The sequence below is a fragment of the Geoalkalibacter ferrihydriticus DSM 17813 genome, assembly GCF_000820505.1.
GTDB classification, from domain to species: Bacteria; Desulfobacterota; Desulfuromonadia; order Desulfuromonadales; family Geoalkalibacteraceae; genus Geoalkalibacter; species Geoalkalibacter ferrihydriticus.
Genome location: NZ_JWJD01000001.1, coordinates 246,415 through 262,622 on the forward strand (window position 1 = coordinate 246,415; position 16,208 = coordinate 262,622).

At 54.5% G+C, this 16,208-nt stretch carries 18 protein-coding genes and 2 tRNA genes; 19 read left to right on the forward strand and 1 reads right to left on the reverse strand.

The window, feature by feature from the left end; genetic code table 11:
* Positions 1–63 precede the first annotated feature (63 nt).
* From nusB to GFER_RS01315, 19 genes are all read left to right on the forward strand, one after another.
* Complete coding sequence (gene nusB, locus GFER_RS01225; RefSeq protein ID WP_052446035.1) at positions 64–576, forward strand: transcription antitermination factor NusB; 513 nt, start codon at positions 64–66, stop codon at positions 574–576.
* A gap of 128 nt (positions 577–704) precedes the next feature.
* On the forward strand, positions 705–1,046 hold the full coding sequence (locus GFER_RS19665) for a hypothetical protein (RefSeq protein ID WP_412171497.1): 342 nt from the start codon (positions 705–707) through the stop codon (positions 1,044–1,046).
* A 33-nt stretch (positions 1,047–1,079) separates the two neighbouring features.
* Positions 1,080–2,390, forward strand: coding sequence for a homoserine dehydrogenase (locus GFER_RS01235; protein ID WP_040095346.1), 1,311 nt, complete (start codon positions 1,080–1,082; stop codon positions 2,388–2,390).
* A gap of 95 nt (positions 2,391–2,485) precedes the next feature.
* Positions 2,486–2,560: transfer RNA gene (locus GFER_RS01240), tRNA-Val, on the forward strand.
* A 70-nt stretch (positions 2,561–2,630) separates the two neighbouring features.
* On the forward strand, positions 2,631–4,547 hold the full coding sequence (thrS, locus tag GFER_RS01245; RefSeq protein WP_040095348.1) for a threonine--tRNA ligase: 1,917 nt from the start codon (positions 2,631–2,633) through the stop codon (positions 4,545–4,547).
* 11 nt (positions 4,548–4,558) lie between these two features.
* Positions 4,559–5,077, forward strand: a complete 519-nt coding sequence (gene infC, locus GFER_RS01250) for a translation initiation factor IF-3 (protein WP_040095350.1) — start codon at positions 4,559–4,561, stop codon at positions 5,075–5,077.
* Positions 5,078–5,109: 32 nt separating this feature from the next.
* Positions 5,110–5,307, forward strand: a complete 198-nt coding sequence (rpmI, locus tag GFER_RS01255; RefSeq protein ID WP_040095353.1) for a 50S ribosomal protein L35 — start codon at positions 5,110–5,112, stop codon at positions 5,305–5,307.
* A gap of 112 nt (positions 5,308–5,419) precedes the next feature.
* The gene (gene rplT / locus GFER_RS01260) at positions 5,420–5,776 is read left to right on the forward strand and encodes a 50S ribosomal protein L20 (RefSeq protein ID WP_040095355.1); all 357 of its coding nucleotides are present in this window, start codon (positions 5,420–5,422) and stop codon (positions 5,774–5,776) included.
* Between the two features lie 184 nt (positions 5,777–5,960).
* Positions 5,961–6,977 (forward strand): phenylalanine--tRNA ligase subunit alpha, encoded by a 1,017-nt coding sequence (gene pheS / locus GFER_RS01265; protein WP_040095357.1) that lies wholly within the window; start codon positions 5,961–5,963, stop codon positions 6,975–6,977.
* A gap of 61 nt (positions 6,978–7,038) precedes the next feature.
* Positions 7,039–9,456: a phenylalanine--tRNA ligase subunit beta gene (pheT, locus tag GFER_RS01270; RefSeq protein WP_040095359.1), complete on the forward strand. Its 2,418-nt coding sequence runs from the start codon at positions 7,039–7,041 to the stop codon at positions 9,454–9,456.
* Between the two features lie 81 nt (positions 9,457–9,537).
* Positions 9,538–9,816: an integration host factor subunit alpha gene (locus GFER_RS01275; RefSeq protein ID WP_040095361.1), complete on the forward strand. Its 279-nt coding sequence runs from the start codon at positions 9,538–9,540 to the stop codon at positions 9,814–9,816.
* Positions 9,817–9,858: 42 nt separating this feature from the next.
* Entirely contained in the window at positions 9,859–10,224 is a 366-nt protein-coding gene (locus tag GFER_RS01280; RefSeq protein ID WP_040095363.1) for a MerR family transcriptional regulator, read from the forward strand.
* A gap of 24 nt (positions 10,225–10,248) precedes the next feature.
* A complete protein-coding gene (surE, locus tag GFER_RS01285) occupies positions 10,249–11,010 on the forward strand; it encodes a 5'/3'-nucleotidase SurE (RefSeq protein WP_040095365.1) in 762 nt (253 codons plus the stop codon).
* Between the two features lie 20 nt (positions 11,011–11,030).
* Positions 11,031–11,684 carry a protein-L-isoaspartate(D-aspartate) O-methyltransferase gene (locus GFER_RS01290; RefSeq protein ID WP_040095368.1) on the forward strand — a complete coding sequence of 218 codons (654 nt, stop codon included), beginning with the start codon at positions 11,031–11,033 and terminating at the stop codon, positions 11,682–11,684.
* Positions 11,685–11,687: 3 nt separating this feature from the next.
* On the forward strand, positions 11,688–12,281 hold the full coding sequence (locus tag GFER_RS01295) for a YqaA family protein (protein ID WP_040095370.1): 594 nt from the start codon (positions 11,688–11,690) through the stop codon (positions 12,279–12,281).
* A 75-nt stretch (positions 12,282–12,356) separates the two neighbouring features.
* Positions 12,357–13,124: a peptidoglycan DD-metalloendopeptidase family protein gene (locus GFER_RS01300; RefSeq protein WP_040095372.1), complete on the forward strand. Its 768-nt coding sequence runs from the start codon at positions 12,357–12,359 to the stop codon at positions 13,122–13,124.
* A 68-nt stretch (positions 13,125–13,192) separates the two neighbouring features.
* A complete protein-coding gene (locus GFER_RS01305; RefSeq protein WP_040095374.1) occupies positions 13,193–14,176 on the forward strand; it encodes a sigma-70 family RNA polymerase sigma factor in 984 nt (327 codons plus the stop codon).
* A gap of 60 nt (positions 14,177–14,236) precedes the next feature.
* Positions 14,237–14,755, forward strand: a complete 519-nt coding sequence (locus GFER_RS01310; protein ID WP_040095375.1) for an adenine phosphoribosyltransferase — start codon at positions 14,237–14,239, stop codon at positions 14,753–14,755.
* Between the two features lie 57 nt (positions 14,756–14,812).
* Positions 14,813–14,889: transfer RNA gene (locus GFER_RS01315), tRNA-Arg, on the forward strand.
* Between the two features lie 88 nt (positions 14,890–14,977).
* On the opposite strand, the gene GFER_RS01320 is transcribed toward GFER_RS01315, so the two are convergent.
* Entirely contained in the window at positions 14,978–16,054 is a 1,077-nt protein-coding gene (locus GFER_RS01320; protein WP_040095377.1) for an ADP-ribosylglycohydrolase family protein, read from the reverse strand.
* Between the last annotated feature and the right edge of the window lie 154 nt (positions 16,055–16,208).

The window sequence follows — 16,208 nt, forward strand, 5'->3', positions numbered from 1 at the left end:
CCAAAAGGTCGAGCGAAGAATTAGATTCCCGAGGTTTTTCTTGTCACAATGTCGAGCAATTCTTTGAAAAGTACCGGTCTAAAAGCTGCTCAAACGTCAGGCCGAGACACCACCGGCCGGCGCGGAGCCCGTCGTCAGGCGCGGGAACTGGCCCTCAAGGTGATTTACAGTTTGCGGGACCAGGAACCTGATATCCGTTTGGTTCTGGATCGTTTCTGGGGCAATTTCCGGTTTTCCGAAGATGTTCTCGGAGATCCTCTTGAGGATGTTTCTCAAAAGATGTCTCCCGATGTCCTGAGCTTTGCCGAAACTCTGGTGCGCGGTGTTCACGCAAATCTTGAAGCCATCGATCGTGTACTCAAGGAATATTCCACCAATTGGACCCTGGGTCGCATGGCACGGGTTGATCTGGCGATTCTGCGCCTTGCTGCCTATGAGCTGCTTTACTGCCCTTCGGTGCCGAACAGTGTCATCATCAATGAGGCCATAGAAATAGGCAAACGCTTCGGATCCCAGGAAACACCGTCTTTTGTCAACGGTATCCTCGACCAGATCTCCCGCAAATATGGGCAATGATGCGGTTAAGTCAACAAGCAGATCTCTCTTTTGAGCGTCTTGACGCTCAAGTGCTGGTGGCCCCATTTTTTCTTGAAGAAAATCCCCTGTGTGGTGTTTGCGCGCTTCTCGACCAACACCTTGGCGGGATGCTGACCGATTTGCTGCCGGCTGGTCGGGTGAGCGGACGATTCGGCGAATATGTTCTGGCGGCCGGACGCTGCAAGCTTCACGCACCCTGGATATTGTTCGTCGGTGCCGGCGCCCGGGCAGATTTTCATAAAAGCTCCTGCGCTGAGTTGTTTGACGATGTTTTGCGGATCTGTCGCCTGGCCGGTTTTTTTCAAGTAGGTCTTTGTTTTGATCCTACCCAGGATATTACCCCGGAGTTTCTGGAGGCACAGGTACAGAAGCAATGCCGGGATCCAGGCGGAAAAGAAATCACCTGTTGCATCGCCTATGATTCAGCGACGCTCGCTGAAAAAAATTGAATCTTTAATCAAATCACCAGGAGCAGCCAAGCTATGAAAGAAATCAAGGCAGGGCTCATCGGTCTTGGTACCATCGGTACCGGGGTGGTGAAGGTCTTTCAAAAAAACGCCGAACTCATGGAAAAGCGCCTTGGCGCAAGGTTGCGACTGGTTAAAATCGCCGACCTGGACATCACCACCGATCGAGGGATTTCTCTTGATCCGGCTTTGTTGACGACGGATGCCTATGCGGTGATTCGTGATCCGGATATCAAAATCATAATCGAGTTGATCGGTGGCTACGAGCCGGCTCGCACTTTCGTCCTTGAGGCCATAGCGCAGGGCAAGCACGTCATTACCGCCAACAAAGCTCTGCTCGCACTCCACGGTGACGAAATTCTTGCCGCAGCCGAGAAGCAGGGGGTCAGCGTCATGTTTGAGGCGGCCGTGGCGGGGGGCATCCCGGTCATCTCGGCCATCAAAGAAAGCCTGTGCGCCAACCGCTTTCGCAGCGTTCTCGGGATACTCAACGGGACCTGCAACTACATTTTGAGCCGAATGAGTCGCGAAGGGCAGGAGTTTGAGACAGTTCTCAAAGATGCACAGACCCAGGGCTACGCCGAAGCCGACCCGACCTTTGACATCGAAGGGGTCGATACATCTCATAAGCTTGCGATTTTGATTTCCCTGTGCTTTGGAACGCGTGTCGATTTCAAAAGTATCTATACCGAGGGAATTTCGAATATCTCGGCTCTGGATCTGCAGTTTGCCAAGCAGTTTGGTTACGAAATAAAATTGCTTGCCATCGGCAAGTTGGGCTATGGCAAGGTTGAAGCGCGGGTGCATCCGACCATGATACCCATAAGCCATCCGCTGGCGGATGTCGGTGGCGTATTCAATGCCGTGCGCCTGCAGGGTGATTTTGTCGGACCGGTTATGCTCCATGGGCAGGGCGCGGGCATGGATGCCACTGCCAGTGCGGTGATGGGCGATGCCATGGCGGTAACGCGCGATCTTTTGCGCAAAGGCCCCCTGAGAACACCTTCCATGGGCTGTGCTGTGGCAGTGCGAGCTGATTTGCCGGTGCGGCCCATGGAGGAACTCGTCGGTCACTATTATCTGCGCGTCGGTGTCCTGGATCGCCCCGGCGTTCTGGCGCAGATTGCCGGCATTCTCGGCAACCACGACATCAGCATCGCATCCATGATGCAGCCTGAGCGCCAGATCGGAGGCGCGGTCCCCATCGTGATCATGACCCATGACGCGGGCGAGGCGAATGTTCGTGCCGCTTTAGCAGAGATCGACCAACTGGAACTGGTGCGGGAAAAAAGTCACCTTATTCGTATCGAAAACGATCTTGCCTGAATGTTTCGTCGCGACATGAAAAATGCTTGCTCGTTCAACAAAGGGCTTGACATCATTTAAAGTATTCTGTTAAAAGTTACCGGCATTGCGGATGGAGGCACGTAGCTCAGTGGGAGAGCACTACCTTGACACGGTAGGGGTCGGCGGTTCAATCCCGCCCGTGCCTACCAATTGCAATCACCCGCAATCATGTTTCCTTGAGGCATCTTCGGATGCCTCTTTTTATTCGCGGAGTAGGTCATGAGCAAGGTGCAGATAGAACTTCCGGACGGATCAATGAAAGATTTTCCGGCCGGCACCACAGCTCTGGACGTCGCTCGCGCCATCGGTGAACGGCTGGCTCGCCAAGCGGTCGCGGCCCGGGTTGACGGAGAGTTGGTCGACATCCAAACCCCTTTGCTGCAGGATTGCCGCCTTGAACTGCTCACCCTGAGCAGCGCCGAAGGCCTTGATGTTTATCGCCATTCTACTGCCCATCTTATGGCTCATGCCGTCAAGGCTCTTTTCGGGCAGGACGTCCAGGTGACTATCGGTCCCGCCATCGAAAACGGCTTCTACTACGATTTTTACAGCGACACCCATAAGTTTACCCCGGAAGAATTCGCCGCCATCGAAAATAAAATGGCTGAATTGGCTGCCGCGGACCTTCCCATACGGCGCGAAGAGATGACGCGTGAAAGCGCCATCCAACTATTTCGCGAGATGGGGGAGACTTACAAGGTCGAGCTGATCGAGGACCTGCCCAATGAGACGGTCTCACTTTACCGTCAGGGCGATTTTGTTGATTTGTGCCGCGGCCCGCATCTTCCTTCCACGGGGCTCATCAAGGCGTTTAAACTTACCAGCGTGGCCGGAGCCTATTGGCGCGGCGACGAGAACAAGGCGATGCTGCAACGCCTTTATGCAACCAGCTTTCCAGATCGCAAAGAACTCAAAGCATATCTGCATCGTCTCGAAGAAGCCCGCAAACGCGATCATCGCAAGCTTGGTCGTGAGCTCGATCTTTTCTCCTTCAGCGAGGAGGCGGGTGCCGGCCTGGTGATCTGGCATCCCAAGGGCGCGTTGCTGCGCACTGTTCTGGAAGATTTTGAGCGCCGCGAACACCTCCGGCGCGGCTACGATATTGTCATGGGTCCGCAGCTTTTGCGTACCGATCTTTGGAAAACCTCGGGGCATTACGACAATTATCGCGAGAACATGTATTTCACTGATGTGGAGGAGCAGAGTTACGGCATTAAGCCGATGAACTGCTTGTCCCACATGCTTATCTATAAATCGCATATCCGCTCTTATCGCGACCTTCCATTGCGTTTCTTTGAATTGGGCACGGTGCATCGGCACGAAAAATCGGGCGTTCTGCATGGCTTGACGCGGGTACGCGGTTTTACGCAGGACGACGCGCATATTCTCTGCACCCCCGAGCAGCTTGACAGCGAAATTAAGGGCGTTCTGCAATTTGTGCGCGATGTTATGGATATTTTCGGTTTCGAGTACGAACTGGAAATTTCCACGCGTCCCGAAAAGTCTATCGGTGCTGAAGAGGATTGGGAGCGCGCCACCCAAGCTCTGATGAGTGCTCTAAAGGACACTGGGTTGCCCTTTGAGGTCAACGAGGGCGACGGTGCCTTCTATGGCCCGAAGATCGATATCAAGCTCAAGGATGCCCTTGACAGGCGGTGGCAGTGTGCTACAATCCAGTGCGATTTTACCCTGCCCGAGCGATTCGATCTGACCTATGTGGGAAATGATGGCGAGAAGCACCGCCCGGTTATGGTGCATCGTGTCATTCTCGGCTCCATCGAGCGGTTTATCGGCATTCTGATTGAACATTACGCCGGCAACTTCCCTTTGTGGATTTCTCCGGTACAGGCCGTTGTGCTGAATGTGACGGATAATCAGGCTGCCTATGCCGAGCAGGTGTTTAACGATCTGCGCTCCGCCGGTGTGCGAGTCCGTAAGGATTTGCGCAACGAAAAGCTAGGTTTTAAGATTCGCGAAGCGCAGGTTGAGAAAATTCCATATATGCTGGTAATCGGCGACAAAGAGATGGAGCAGGGGAGTGTTGCTCCACGGCACAGGTCCGGCAAAATGCTGGATTCCATGACTCCCGCGGAGTTTGCCGACTTTGTCCGGGATGAGTGTAAACAATATCACTAGGAGGTCGCATCATAGCTAAGCCAGAAACCAATATCAATCGCGCCATTCGAGCCAGGGAGGTTCGGGTTATCGATGATGAATCCCAGCAGCTTGGGGTCATGACTTTGAGTGATGCTCTGGCTGCAGCCCAGGAGCGGGGACTCGACCTGGTTGAAGTCTCGCCCAATGCGAACCCGCCCGTTTGCCGGATCATGGACTTTGGTAAGTTCAAGTACCAGCAGAGCAAGAAGGCAGCCGAGGCCAAGAAGAAAATGGCCCGCGTTGAGTTGAAAGAAGTAAAGATGCGCCCCAAGACGGAGGAGCACGACTTTCAGGTCAAGTTACGCAACGCGCGACGCTTTCTTGAAGAGGGCAACAAAGTCAAATTTACCATCATGTTTCGTGGACGTGAGGTCACTCACCCCGAACGTGGCCGGATGCTGCTGGAAAAAGCGTCCTTGGAAATAGCGGATATCGGTCAGGTTGAAGGACGTCCCAATCTGCAAGGGCGCTTCATGTCCATGATCGTTTCGCCGACAAAAAAATCCTAAAATTCTCATTTTTTTTGCAAGGAGTTTGTCTGATGCCCAAAATCAAAACCAATCGTGGAGCCGCTAAGCGCTTCAGCAAGACCGGCAGTGGCAAGATTCGTCGCAATAGAGCTTTTCGGCGGCATATCCTGACCAGTAAAAGCACCAAACGCAAACGCAATCTGCGTGGTGGAGCGATTGTCGACAGTCGTGACCATGCCAATATCAGCCGCCTAATTCCTTATCTCTGATTGGCAGATACTGCCTATCGGCTTAAAATCCGAGAACTGAGGGGTTCATGTCTCCCCCTTCAGATCCGGTAGCGGCTTCGGCCGCTTATTTTTTTCCAGAAGGAGCAACATCATGCCGAGAGTCAAAAGAGGATTCAAAGCGAGACGCAGAAGAAACAAGGTTCTGAAACTGGCCAAAGGTTACCGGGGCGCGCGCAGCAAGTTGTTCCGCAGTGCAACCGAAGCCGTTGACCGGGCGCTCAACTATGCCTTCCGTGACCGCAGGGTGCGCAAACGTGATTTTCGCGCTCTGTGGATTGCGCGTATCAATGCAGCATCGCGCGACAACGGATTGTCCTATAGTCGCCTGGTGCATGGGTTGAAGAAGGCGGAAGTCGGACTCGATCGGAAAATTCTGGCGCAACTTGCGGTAGAAGATCCGACAGGCTTCAGCCGGGTGGTCGAGCAAGCAAAAGCTCAACTGCAGTAAATCAAGCCGCAAAGAAAAAAAAGAGATGGGGGCTCCTCATCTCTTTTTTTTCATATTCAGCTTAGGTGGTCTTTGGTGGAAGCCGGCTTTTGGGGCTTCCATCCTTTTTCATGGACAGCGGTGCGCACGACCTTCGTTTGTCCTGTAACCAAAGTATGTTTTATTAAGTGGTTGGATGGGGATCATGAAGGAAAAACTTGAGGCAATCGCCGCCGATGGGCGGCAGGCGTTGCAAAGCGCCGCCACCGAGAACGACCTGCAACAGGCGCGGGTGCGCTATCTCGGCAAGAAGGGCGAATTGACCACCCTCATGAAGGGGCTGGGTTCCGTTTCAGCCGAAGAGCGTCCTGGACTCGGTGCCTTGCTCAATCAGCTTAAAGACCAGTTGGAAGAGATTTTCCAAGCACGCCTCGCAATCGTGCGCGATGAGGAAATCCGACTTCGCCTGGAACGGGAGCGGGTCGATGTAACCTTGCCCGGCCGCGTTCGCTTCACCGGCAGCAAGCATCCTATCACTCTGGTGATGGAAGAAATCTGCTCCATATTTACGGCCTTGGGGTTCGGCATCGCCGAAGGCCCTGAAGTGGAAAAGGATTTCTATAATTTTGAAGCTCTCAACTTTCCCAAAGATCACCCTGCGCGGGACATGCAGGATACCTTTTTTGTTTCCGAAGATGTGCTGCTGCGCACCCATACTTCGCCGGTGCAGGTACGAACCATGTTGCAGCATGCGCCTCCGGTAAGGGTCATTGCTCCAGGGACTGTGTATCGTCGCGATTCCGACATCACGCATAGCCCTATGTTTCATCAGGTCGAGGGTTTTCTGGTTGACCGCCATGTCACTTTCGGCGACCTCAAGGGTATTCTTACCGCCTTTATCAGTCAGTATTTCGGCAAGAGTATCGGGGTGCGCTTCAGACCTTCCTTTTTCCCCTTCACCGAACCTTCCGCTGAAGTCGATATTCAGTGTGTTATCTGCAAGGGCAGTGGGTGCCGGGTTTGTAAGGGAAGCGGCTGGTTAGAGATCCTGGGCAGCGGCATGATCGATCCTGAAGTGTTCAAATCCGTGAATTATGACCCGGACATCTATTCCGGTTTCGCTTTCGGGATGGGTATCGAGCGCATCGCCATGCTCAAGTACGGGGTCAATGATCTGCGCCTGTTTTTTGAAAACGATGTGCGGTTTTTGCGGCAATTCTGAGCAAAAAAACGTTTAAAGAACAGGTGCTTGGGTTGCACTTTTTGATAAAGGACGTGAAGGGATGATTCTCACCTACAACTGGCTCAAGGAATACGTCGACTGCGATTTGTCTCCCGAAGAATTGGCTCACCGCCTGACGATGACCGGGTTGGAAGTCGATAGCATGGAGAAGATCGGCGAGGGGCTGGACACGGTCATTGTCGCGCGCTTGCAGGAGGTCGCTGCGCATCCTGATGCCGACCGCTTGACGGTTTGCCGTGTCGATACGGGTGCCGATGTCGTTCAGGTGGTGTGTGGCGCCAAGAACCACAAAACCGGCGACCTGGTCGCTCTGGCCCAAGTCGGAACGGTTCTGCCCGGTGATTTCAAAATCAAGAAATCGAAAATTCGCGGGCAGGAATCCTATGGCATGCTCTGTTCGGAAAAGGAGCTGGGTTTAGCCGAAGACGCCGAAGGTATCCTCATCTTGCCGGCTGATTTGATTCCCGGCACCCCTGTTTTCGACGCCCTTGGTCTCAAAGACGTGCGGTTTGAGTTGGGACTAACGCCCAATCGCGCCGACTGTCTAAGCGTGGTTGGGGTTGCGCGGGAAGTTGCTGCGTTGACCGGTAAATCCCTGCGATTGCCACAACCGCTGATTGTCGAGGATGATGCACCGATCACCGAGCAGACTTCCGTGACAATTGAGGAACCCGGCATGTGTCCGCGTTATGCCGCCCGTCTGATTCGCGGGGTCCAGATCGGCCCTTCGCCTCAGTGGATCGTGCGTCGCCTGGAATCCATCGGTCTGCGGTCCATCAATAACGTTGTCGATGTCACTAACTTTGTGTTGATGGAACTTGGCCACCCGCTTCACGCCTTTGATTTCAGTCTGCTGCGGGGTGGCCGCATTCTTGTTCGCCGCGCCGGAGATGGCGAAAAATTCATGACGCTCGACAGCCAGGAGCGCACTCTCAACAGTGGGGATCTCACCATTTGTGACGCACAGGGCCCGGTGGCCCTGGCCGGCATCATGGGTGGCGAAAACTCAGAAATTCGTCCCGACACCGTCGATATTCTACTGGAAAGTGCCTTTTTTAATCCTCCGACTATCCGCCGTACCAGTAAGCGGCTGGGCCTGCACAGCGAATCCTCGCATCGCTTCGAGCGTGGCGCGGATGTGGATATGGTGCCGCGCGCCCTGGACCGCGCAGCGGCTCTGATTGTCGAAGTCGCTGGCGGTACCCTCGCTAAAGGGGCGATTGATTGCTATCCGCAGCCCATTGCACCCCGCAAACTCAGCATCTCCGCAGAAAAAACCAGCCGTTTGCTGGGCATTGATATTGATATTTTCGAAATTCAAAGCTTGCTTCGCTCCATCGCTCTGGCGGCCGAGTTGGCCGCCGATCGCAAGGAAGACGTGCTGTACGTCGAGGTTCCCACTTTCCGCCCGGACCTGGAGCGCGAGGTGGATCTCATCGAAGAGGTGGCGCGCCTCAAAGGCTATGAGCATATTCCGACCACCATGCCTCAAGGCCGCATCCTTTGTCAGCGTGAACCCGAACTGCGCAGCCTTGAGCGGCGGTTGCGCGATACGATGGTAGCTTGCGGCTTCAACGAAGTGATTAATTATTCGTTCAACAGCCCGACTTTACTCGACCGCTTGGGACTCGCCGGGGACGATGGCCGTCGTCACCAGGTGCGCTTGCTAAATCCGCTCAACGAGGAGCAGTCCGTTTTACGCACCACTTTGGTGCCGAGCCTGCTGCAGACGGTTGCACAGAACCTTGCCCATCGCAGCGCCGCGGATTTGCGGCTGTTTGAGTTGCGGCCTGTTTTTTTGCCCCGTGAGAATGAGGACCTGCCGGAGGAAAACCCGCGGCTGACCGCTCTTATGTGTGGCCGGCGCAGTCCTCTTGGCTGGTCCCAGAGTGGTGAGACCGTCGACTTTTTCGATATCAAGGGCGTTGTGGAAGAACTTCTGGGACACTTGCGCCTGCAAAATCTTTCCTGGCGCAGCGAGGTCGGCGAGTCCTTTTATCATCCCGGCAAAAGCTGTGCACTGTACGGCAACGAACAACTGCTTGGCAACTTGGGAGAAATTCATCCCAGGGTTTTGAGCGCCTTCGAAATTGAGCAGGCGGTCTTTCTCTTTGATTTGGATCTGGGGGCTCTTTCTCGATGCGGCCTGGGGCGCACGGAATTCACAGCCCTGTCTCGCTTCCCCGGAGTTTATCGCGACAGTGCCATGTTGTTTGACGAAACCGTTACCGCTCAGCAAATCCTCGATGTCGTGCACTCGGCAAAGGCGCAAGATATGGAAGACGTCGTGCTGTTCGATGTTTACCGAGGCAAGGGGATCGCAGGGGACAAAAAAAGTGTCGCGATTCGCGTCCGCTACCGTTCTGCGGAGAAAACCCTGACTGATGAAGAAATCAGCAAGGCTCATGGGCGAATCATCCGAAGTCTCGAAAATCAGTTAGGTGCTGAAATTCGCTGAAAAAATCGGTTGCGGTGCCTATTGTCCTGTGTTATAAAACCAGCAAATTCAAGGACATGGGTTTTGCGTACTGGAGGTGCTATGACCAAGGCGGATCTGATCGAAAATGTTTATCTGAAAACCGGCTTTTCCAAAAAAGAGTCGGCCGAAATCGTCGAAATGGTCTTTGACCTGATCAAAACGACCCTGGAAAAGGGTGAGAAGATCAAAATCGCCGGGTTCGGTAACTTCGTTGTAAAAGAAAAAGATTCACGGCGAGGTAGAAATCCCCAGACGGGTGATGAGATCGAAATTACTTCGCGGCGCATTCTGACATTTAAGCCCAGTCAGGTTCTGAAGGCGTCGATCAATACCGACTGATGATGCCCCTGTGCTGCCGAGAGGTGCTGCGCTCCGAATGCCATGATCCCCGATAAGCTCTACTTCAAGATCGGTGAAGTCTCCCGGATCACGGGTGTCAAACCCCATGTCCTGCGATACTGGGAATCGGAATTCGGCTCTTTTTCTCCCATAAAGAGTCGTACGCAGCAACGCCTTTATCAGCGCAAGGACATCGAACTGGTGCTGCGCCTCAAGCAACTTCTTTACGAAGAGGGGTTCACCATTGCCGGAGCGCGCAAAAAACTCAGGGAGGAGCGTGCGGAGACAGCGCAACCCTCCCTTGAATTTTTTGCCCCACCGCCTGACCTCCTTTCCGAAATCCGCCAGGATCTTAAGGTCTTGCGTGATTCTTTGTGTTCCCCGAAAATTCCGCGGCGCGATGATTAATCTTCACGCATGGACTGATACGTCTTGTTCATTCTGATTACCAATGATGACGGCATCCACGCCCCCGGCCTCGTCGCCCTGGCGCAGGAATTGAGCGAGCTAGGTCGCATCGTGGTGGTTGCGCCCGATCGGGAACGCAGTGCCACCGGGCATTCCCTGACCCTGCATTCGCCTTTGCGCGCCGAAGAAGTTCGCCCTCACTGGTTCGCCATCGACGGGACTCCGACCGATTGCGTTAATCTCGGAATTCATGGTTTGTTTCGCGAACGTCCCGCCTTGGTTGTTTCCGGCATCAACCGAGGGGCCAACATGGGCGATGATATTACCTATTCGGGAACCGTTGCCGCCGCAATGGAGGCTACCCTGATGGGAGTTCCGGCATTTGCCGTTTCTTTGGCACTGACTCATGGGTGCAGTGAGGATTATCGCCCCGCGGCGCGTATCGCAGCGCGACTTGCCCGCACGCTTATGACTCATGGCCTGCCAACGGACACCTTTTTTAATGTCAATATCCCGCCGGTTGACGACGCACAGATTCAGGGGATTCGTCTGACTCGCCAGGGCAAGCGCATTTATGGTGATCTCGTTATTGAGAATACCGATCCCCGCGGGCGCAAATATTATTGGATCGGTGCCGGAGATCTCGATTTCAAGGATGTCGACGGTACGGATTTTCACGCTGTTCACCGCGGTTATGTTTCGCTGACTCCACTTCATCTGGATCTCACGAATTATCGTTCATTTGATGAATTGTCCCGTTGGGATATTTTTTCTTCCCAATCATAACGTAGGCCTAAGGGTTATTGATGGATTTTGCCATTTCCAGGCGCCGCATGGTCGAGCAGCACATTAAGTCGCGCGGTGTCAAAGACCCGCTGGTGCTTGATGCCATGCTCCAGGTTCCTCGTCATTTGTTTGTGGAACAGGCCCTGGCCGATCAGGCCTATGGCGACTATCCATTGCCCATCGGGCAACGCCAGACCATTTCGCAACCCTACATGGTGGCGGTCATGACGGAGGCCTTACAACTCAAAGGCGGAGAGAAAATTCTGGAAGTCGGCACAGGTTCGGGTTACCAAGCAGCAGTATTAGCGCGCATTGCCGGTCGGGTTTACTCGGTGGAGCGTATTCCCGAACTGGCCCGCCGGGCCCGTCGGATTCTGGATCAGATCGGATGCACCAACGTTAACGTCAAGGTGACTGACGGTACTTTCGGCTGGGAAGAGCAGCAGCCTTTTGATGGAATCATCGTTACCGCAGGCGCGCCCTCCATTCCGCGCAGCTATCTGGATCAACTCGGGCCGGGCGGTCGCCTTGTGATTCCCGTTGGCAGCCTCGGCAGCCAGGTACTGATGCGTGTCACCAAATCCGGAGAAGGGCGTTTTGAAGAAGAGCGTCTTCTCGATTGCAGGTTCGTTCCGCTCATCGGCGGCAACGGCTGGCAGAATGACGGGACTTGATCAATGTTTGGCTTGCGGCGGCTTTACGATTGGGTTCTTTCCTGGGCGCAAACCCCTTATGGCGGCATCGCTCTTTTTTTTCTGGCGTTTGCCGAATCCTCCTTTTTTCCCATCCCTCCTGATGTTCTCCTGATCGCTCTGGCCTTGTCTCTTCCGACTCGCGCTTTTCGCTTTGCCTTCCTGGCAGCCTGCGGATCGGTGCTTGGTGGCCTTTTCGGCTATTTGCTGGGTTTCGGAATGTGGCATGCGCTGGATTCTTTTTTCTATACGTATATTCCCGGCTTTTCGCCGGAGGGTTTTGTTCAGGTTCAGGAACTGTTTGAACGTTACAATTTCTGGGTGGTCTTTTCTGCAGGATTTACCCCCGTTCCTTACAAACTCATTACGGTCGGCGCCGGGGTCTTTCATATCAATGTGCCGATCTTCGTGCTGGCTTCCGTGGTCAGCCGAAGTCTGCGCTTTTTTCTGGTGGCATGGTTTATTTACCGCTTCGGTCCTCCCGTGCGCGTCTTTATTGAGAAATATTTCAACTTTCTGGCATTGGTCTTTTTTATTCTTCTAGTTGCGGGAGTGTGGGTGGTAAAATATCTTGTCTGAAACCGGCCCCGAATCCCATGATTGCCGGGAACGCTTTTTCTGTGCAGATTTGCCGTGCATCAGCCAAGGGACGCAATGGCACGTTTAATCTCCCCTCTTATCAGCTTATTGCTTGCAGCGCTTCTGTGGAGCTGTGCGCCCCATAAGGGTATCTATCACACTGTTGAGCCGGGACAGACTCTTTACCGCATCAGCCGTAGCTATGGCGTGGATGAAAAAAACCTGGCGCGTCTCAACGGCATCGGCGATCCAACCCAACTGCGCGCCGGGCAGCGCATCTTTATCCCCGGCGCCACCCAGGAAAAAAGGGTTGGCACTGCGGTGACCACTGCGCAGAGGCCGGCCCCACCGGCTCGACCCTCAGCGTCTGTTTCTGCTCCCAGGCCCCCACCTGCACCCCCAACAGCCAAACCGCCTCCGACCCGGCAGACTCCGCCTGTGTCTCGCCCGCCCGCGGCCTCCACGGTGGGCAAGGGGCATTTTGCCTGGCCGTTGAAGGGCGAACTCCTGAAAAAATTCGGACAGCAAAGCGGTGGCACCAATCGAGGCATCGAAATAGCCGGTGGCAAGGGCAGTCCCGTGCACTCCGCAGCTTCCGGCCGGGTCATTTACAGTGGGGATGGCATTCGCGGTTATGGCAACTTGATCATTGTTGAGCATGACGACAATTTCTTCACGGTTTATGGTTTCAATGAACGAAATCTGGTTCAGGATGGAACCTTTGTCGGGCGCGGCGAGCATATCGCCGCCGTCGGCACACCGCCCGGGGGAGGTGCTTCGCGTCTTTATTTCGAGGTGCGTCGTGGCAAGGAGACGGTTGATCCCCTTTTTTACTTGCCATAGCACCTCAGCTCTCCTAGACTTTCCGCTGCCTCAAACACATCCGGGAAACCCGACTAAAAGGATCGACAATGAACGACGAGCTGAGCGAACTCGAAGAAGTTGAACTCGAAGAGGAAGAGAGCGACGCGATGGAAGAAGGGCGCAATGACGACGAAGAAGAGGTCGAGGAAGAAAGCGAGGAAGTTGAGGCCAAAAGCGATTTCAGCGACCACTCCGACGACGCAATCAAGCTCTATCTGAAAGAAATTCAGAAAACCAAACTATTGACCGCGGAAGAAGAACGAGAGCTCGCGCGCCGCATTGCCAAGGGCGAAATGGCGGCGCGCGACCGTATGATCGAGTCCAACCTACGCCTGGTGGTTAAAATTGCCAAGCGCTATATGAATCGTGGTCTTCCCTTTCTCGATCTGATCGAAGAAGGCAATATGGGATTGATCAAAGCGGTGGAGCGCTTCAAGCTGAGTAAGGAATGCCGCTTCTCCACTTATGCCACCTGGTGGATCAGGCAGTCCATCGAGCGTGCATTGGTCAATCAGAGCCGCACCATACGGCTTCCCGTGCACGTTTCCGACGATATCAACAAACTCATCAAAATCAGCCGCGAGCTGCAGCAGAAACTCAATCGCGAACCACAGGTCAAAGAGGTTGCCGAAGCCATGGGCGTCGAGCCGGCCTACGTGCGACGACTCATGGTGCTGGTCAAAAAGACTTATTCCATCGAGCATCCCATGGGTGAGAACAGCGATTACAGCCTCATGGACACGATTGAGGACTCTTCGGCCATCGACCCTTCAGGACTGGTTGAGGATCTTGAAAAATTCACACGCGTTCAGGAATGGCTGGCGACCCTGAATGAAAGCGAGCGCGAAATTCTCAGCCTGCGTTTTGGGCTTGAGGACCGCGAACCGCAAACTCTTGATACCATAGGTCGAAAATTCGGCGTTACCCGTGAACGCATTCGTCAGATTGAAGCCAAGAGCCTCGAAAAGCTGCGCAAAATCATGGAAGAGGGTGAAGCGAGCGCCAAGGCCAACAGGGAAGAACATAGCTGAAACCTTCGAACTTTCTATTCCGGAAATTCTGCGTCGGTTTTTTTTCAGGAGTTATGTACCGTGGAAGAACTCAAATCAATCATTCGCGATATTCAGGACTTTCCTAAACAAGGGGTCGTTTTCAAGGACATCACCACGCTTCTCTCGGATGCCAAGAGCTATCACCGCATGGTTGATCTCATTGCCCATCGCTATTTCGGGCAGAATATCGCCCAGGTCGTCGGAGTCGAGGCCCGCGGATTTGTTCTGGGCGCGGCTCTCGCATACAAGCTCGGTGCCGGGGTGACCCTGGTCCGCAAGCCGGGAAAACTGCCTTTTCGCACGCGCAAGAAAAGCTATCAACTGGAATACGGTGAGGATACTCTAGAAATTCACGAAGATGCTTTTCAGCCTGGAACCCGGGTCATTATTGCCGACGATCTGCTCGCCACCGGTGGTACCGTCGCCGCCGTCTATGAGTTGGTGACCAGCCTGGGTGCCGAGATCGTCGAATGTGCCTTCATGACGGAGCTCAAGTTTCTCAACGGCCGCCAGCGTCTACCGGCAGACAAGGTCTTCAGTCTGATGCAGTTTGACTGATGATCGGAAGCCAGGGTTGTTCTCTCTCCATTGTTGGTGTATAAGATTACAGCTTCAGGCCCCGTAGCTCAGCTGGATAGAGCACTCGCCTCCTAAGCGAGGGGTCGTGCGTTCGAATCGCGCCGGGGCCGCCATCAATAAAAACAGGGACTTGTGCCTCCTCGGCGTAAGTCCCTGTTTTTCTTTTTTGGTTCTGCGTAAAACTTTTCGAGCGTTGCGGTTTCACCGTATTTTAGCGGTCAACCTGTTGACAAGGCTGCAAAGGGTCGCAGAGTTTTTGAGGCCATCGACGAAGCGCTGTGGAATGCGGGAGAACCCTGCCTGGGCGCCGACGAGGGCGCCTGTGAGGATAGCGCGGGCTTGATTCTGGCCGCCACCGTTGACGGCGTGGAGAATGGCCAACTCAAAATCCTGCGGGTAACGTGCGGCAAGGTAATAAGCTGCGGGCAGTTGGTGGTAGATGGCGCAGGGCATGCCGTACACGATGGAAACTTTCCAGGCCGGTTCTATGCGGATATCTGAATCCTCGACGGCTGCGGCCATGTAAGATGGCGTCAGCAGGGCGTCGGGAGAAGCGAAACGACCGGCGCGGGGCGGATCAGGATCACCGGGTCGAGGTGGCTCGAGATTGTCACCGGTGACTGCGTGAAAGGGCAATTCGCCGGATTTGACCAAGTCCATAAGCTTCGCCGAGATTTGGTTATCCAGGGCGTACCCCTGGACCAGCAGGCCGAGCACCGCACCATAGGCAACGGTCATTGAGACCACGGTTTCATCGGTTTGGGTGAGAACCGTGTTGCCGGCCACCTTCTGGGCAAGTTGTTTGGGGTGGAGAGCATAACGAATCGCGATGGCAAGAGTGCGCTCTATGGCTTCGGTAGTGTCGGCATGCCCGCCTGTCTGACCCCAGGGCCGTTTCTTTTGTACGCGCCGCCGCCAGGCTTCACGGATGGACTGACTGGTGTAACCGCCCGGTCCACTGACCGGGGTGCCGTCGAGAAGGGGAAAGAGTTCTTCGTCCATGCGGCGGCAAAAATCGGCCTCATCATAATGTCCGCATTCAGCCAACGAGGCAAGCATAAGGGTGAGGATAAACCCGGCTTGAGAGAGTTGTCCTGCTTTGAGGCCGGCATGATAGCGTCCGGGTTTAGGGTCGGTGTAGTCGCTGATCCATTCGCCGTAGTCGCGGCGCAGTTCCTCCAAGTCGTAATACCAATGGGGACCCAGGGCCAGGGCATCACCGATCAAGGCGCCCATGAGGGCACCTTTGGCGCGGTCGCGAATGGCTGTGGTGGTCATTTGTCAACTCCTCCATGGAAAACGAGCCGTCTTGCCTTGATCCAAGTTTTCCCTTGAGGCTGTACGATCTCAATTTCTCCGCCGCAAAAGGGCTGTCAGCGTCCGGCACAGCACAGGGATAAATGCTGTTGCATGAGGATTGTCTTGTCATTAT

Excerpts from the sequence above, each read along its gene's own strand:
- GFER_RS19665 (WP_412171497.1), top strand. The coding sequence starts at position 705 with ATGCTGACCGATTTGCTGCCGGCTGGTCGGGTGAGCGGACGATTCGGC.
- GFER_RS01235 (WP_040095346.1), top strand. The coding sequence starts at position 1,080 with ATGAAAGAAATCAAGGCAGGGCTCATCGGTCTTGGTACCATCGGTACC.
- thrS (WP_040095348.1), top strand. The coding sequence starts at position 2,631 with ATGAGCAAGGTGCAGATAGAACTTCCGGACGGATCAATGAAAGATTTT.
- rpmI (WP_040095353.1), top strand. The coding sequence starts at position 5,110 with ATGCCCAAAATCAAAACCAATCGTGGAGCCGCTAAGCGCTTCAGCAAG.
- rplT (WP_040095355.1), top strand. The coding sequence starts at position 5,420 with ATGCCGAGAGTCAAAAGAGGATTCAAAGCGAGACGCAGAAGAAACAAG.
- pheS (WP_040095357.1), top strand. The coding sequence starts at position 5,961 with ATGAAGGAAAAACTTGAGGCAATCGCCGCCGATGGGCGGCAGGCGTTG.
- pheT (WP_040095359.1), top strand. The coding sequence starts at position 7,039 with ATGATTCTCACCTACAACTGGCTCAAGGAATACGTCGACTGCGATTTG.
- GFER_RS01275 (WP_040095361.1), top strand. The coding sequence starts at position 9,538 with ATGACCAAGGCGGATCTGATCGAAAATGTTTATCTGAAAACCGGCTTT.
- GFER_RS01280 (WP_040095363.1), top strand. The coding sequence starts at position 9,859 with ATGATCCCCGATAAGCTCTACTTCAAGATCGGTGAAGTCTCCCGGATC.
- GFER_RS01290 (WP_040095368.1), top strand. The coding sequence starts at position 11,031 with ATGGATTTTGCCATTTCCAGGCGCCGCATGGTCGAGCAGCACATTAAG.
- GFER_RS01295 (WP_040095370.1), top strand. The coding sequence starts at position 11,688 with ATGTTTGGCTTGCGGCGGCTTTACGATTGGGTTCTTTCCTGGGCGCAA.
- GFER_RS01300 (WP_040095372.1), top strand. The coding sequence starts at position 12,357 with ATGGCACGTTTAATCTCCCCTCTTATCAGCTTATTGCTTGCAGCGCTT.
- GFER_RS01305 (WP_040095374.1), top strand. The coding sequence starts at position 13,193 with ATGAACGACGAGCTGAGCGAACTCGAAGAAGTTGAACTCGAAGAGGAA.
- GFER_RS01320 (WP_040095377.1), bottom strand. The coding sequence starts at position 16,054 with ATGACCACCACAGCCATTCGCGACCGCGCCAAAGGTGCCCTCATGGGC.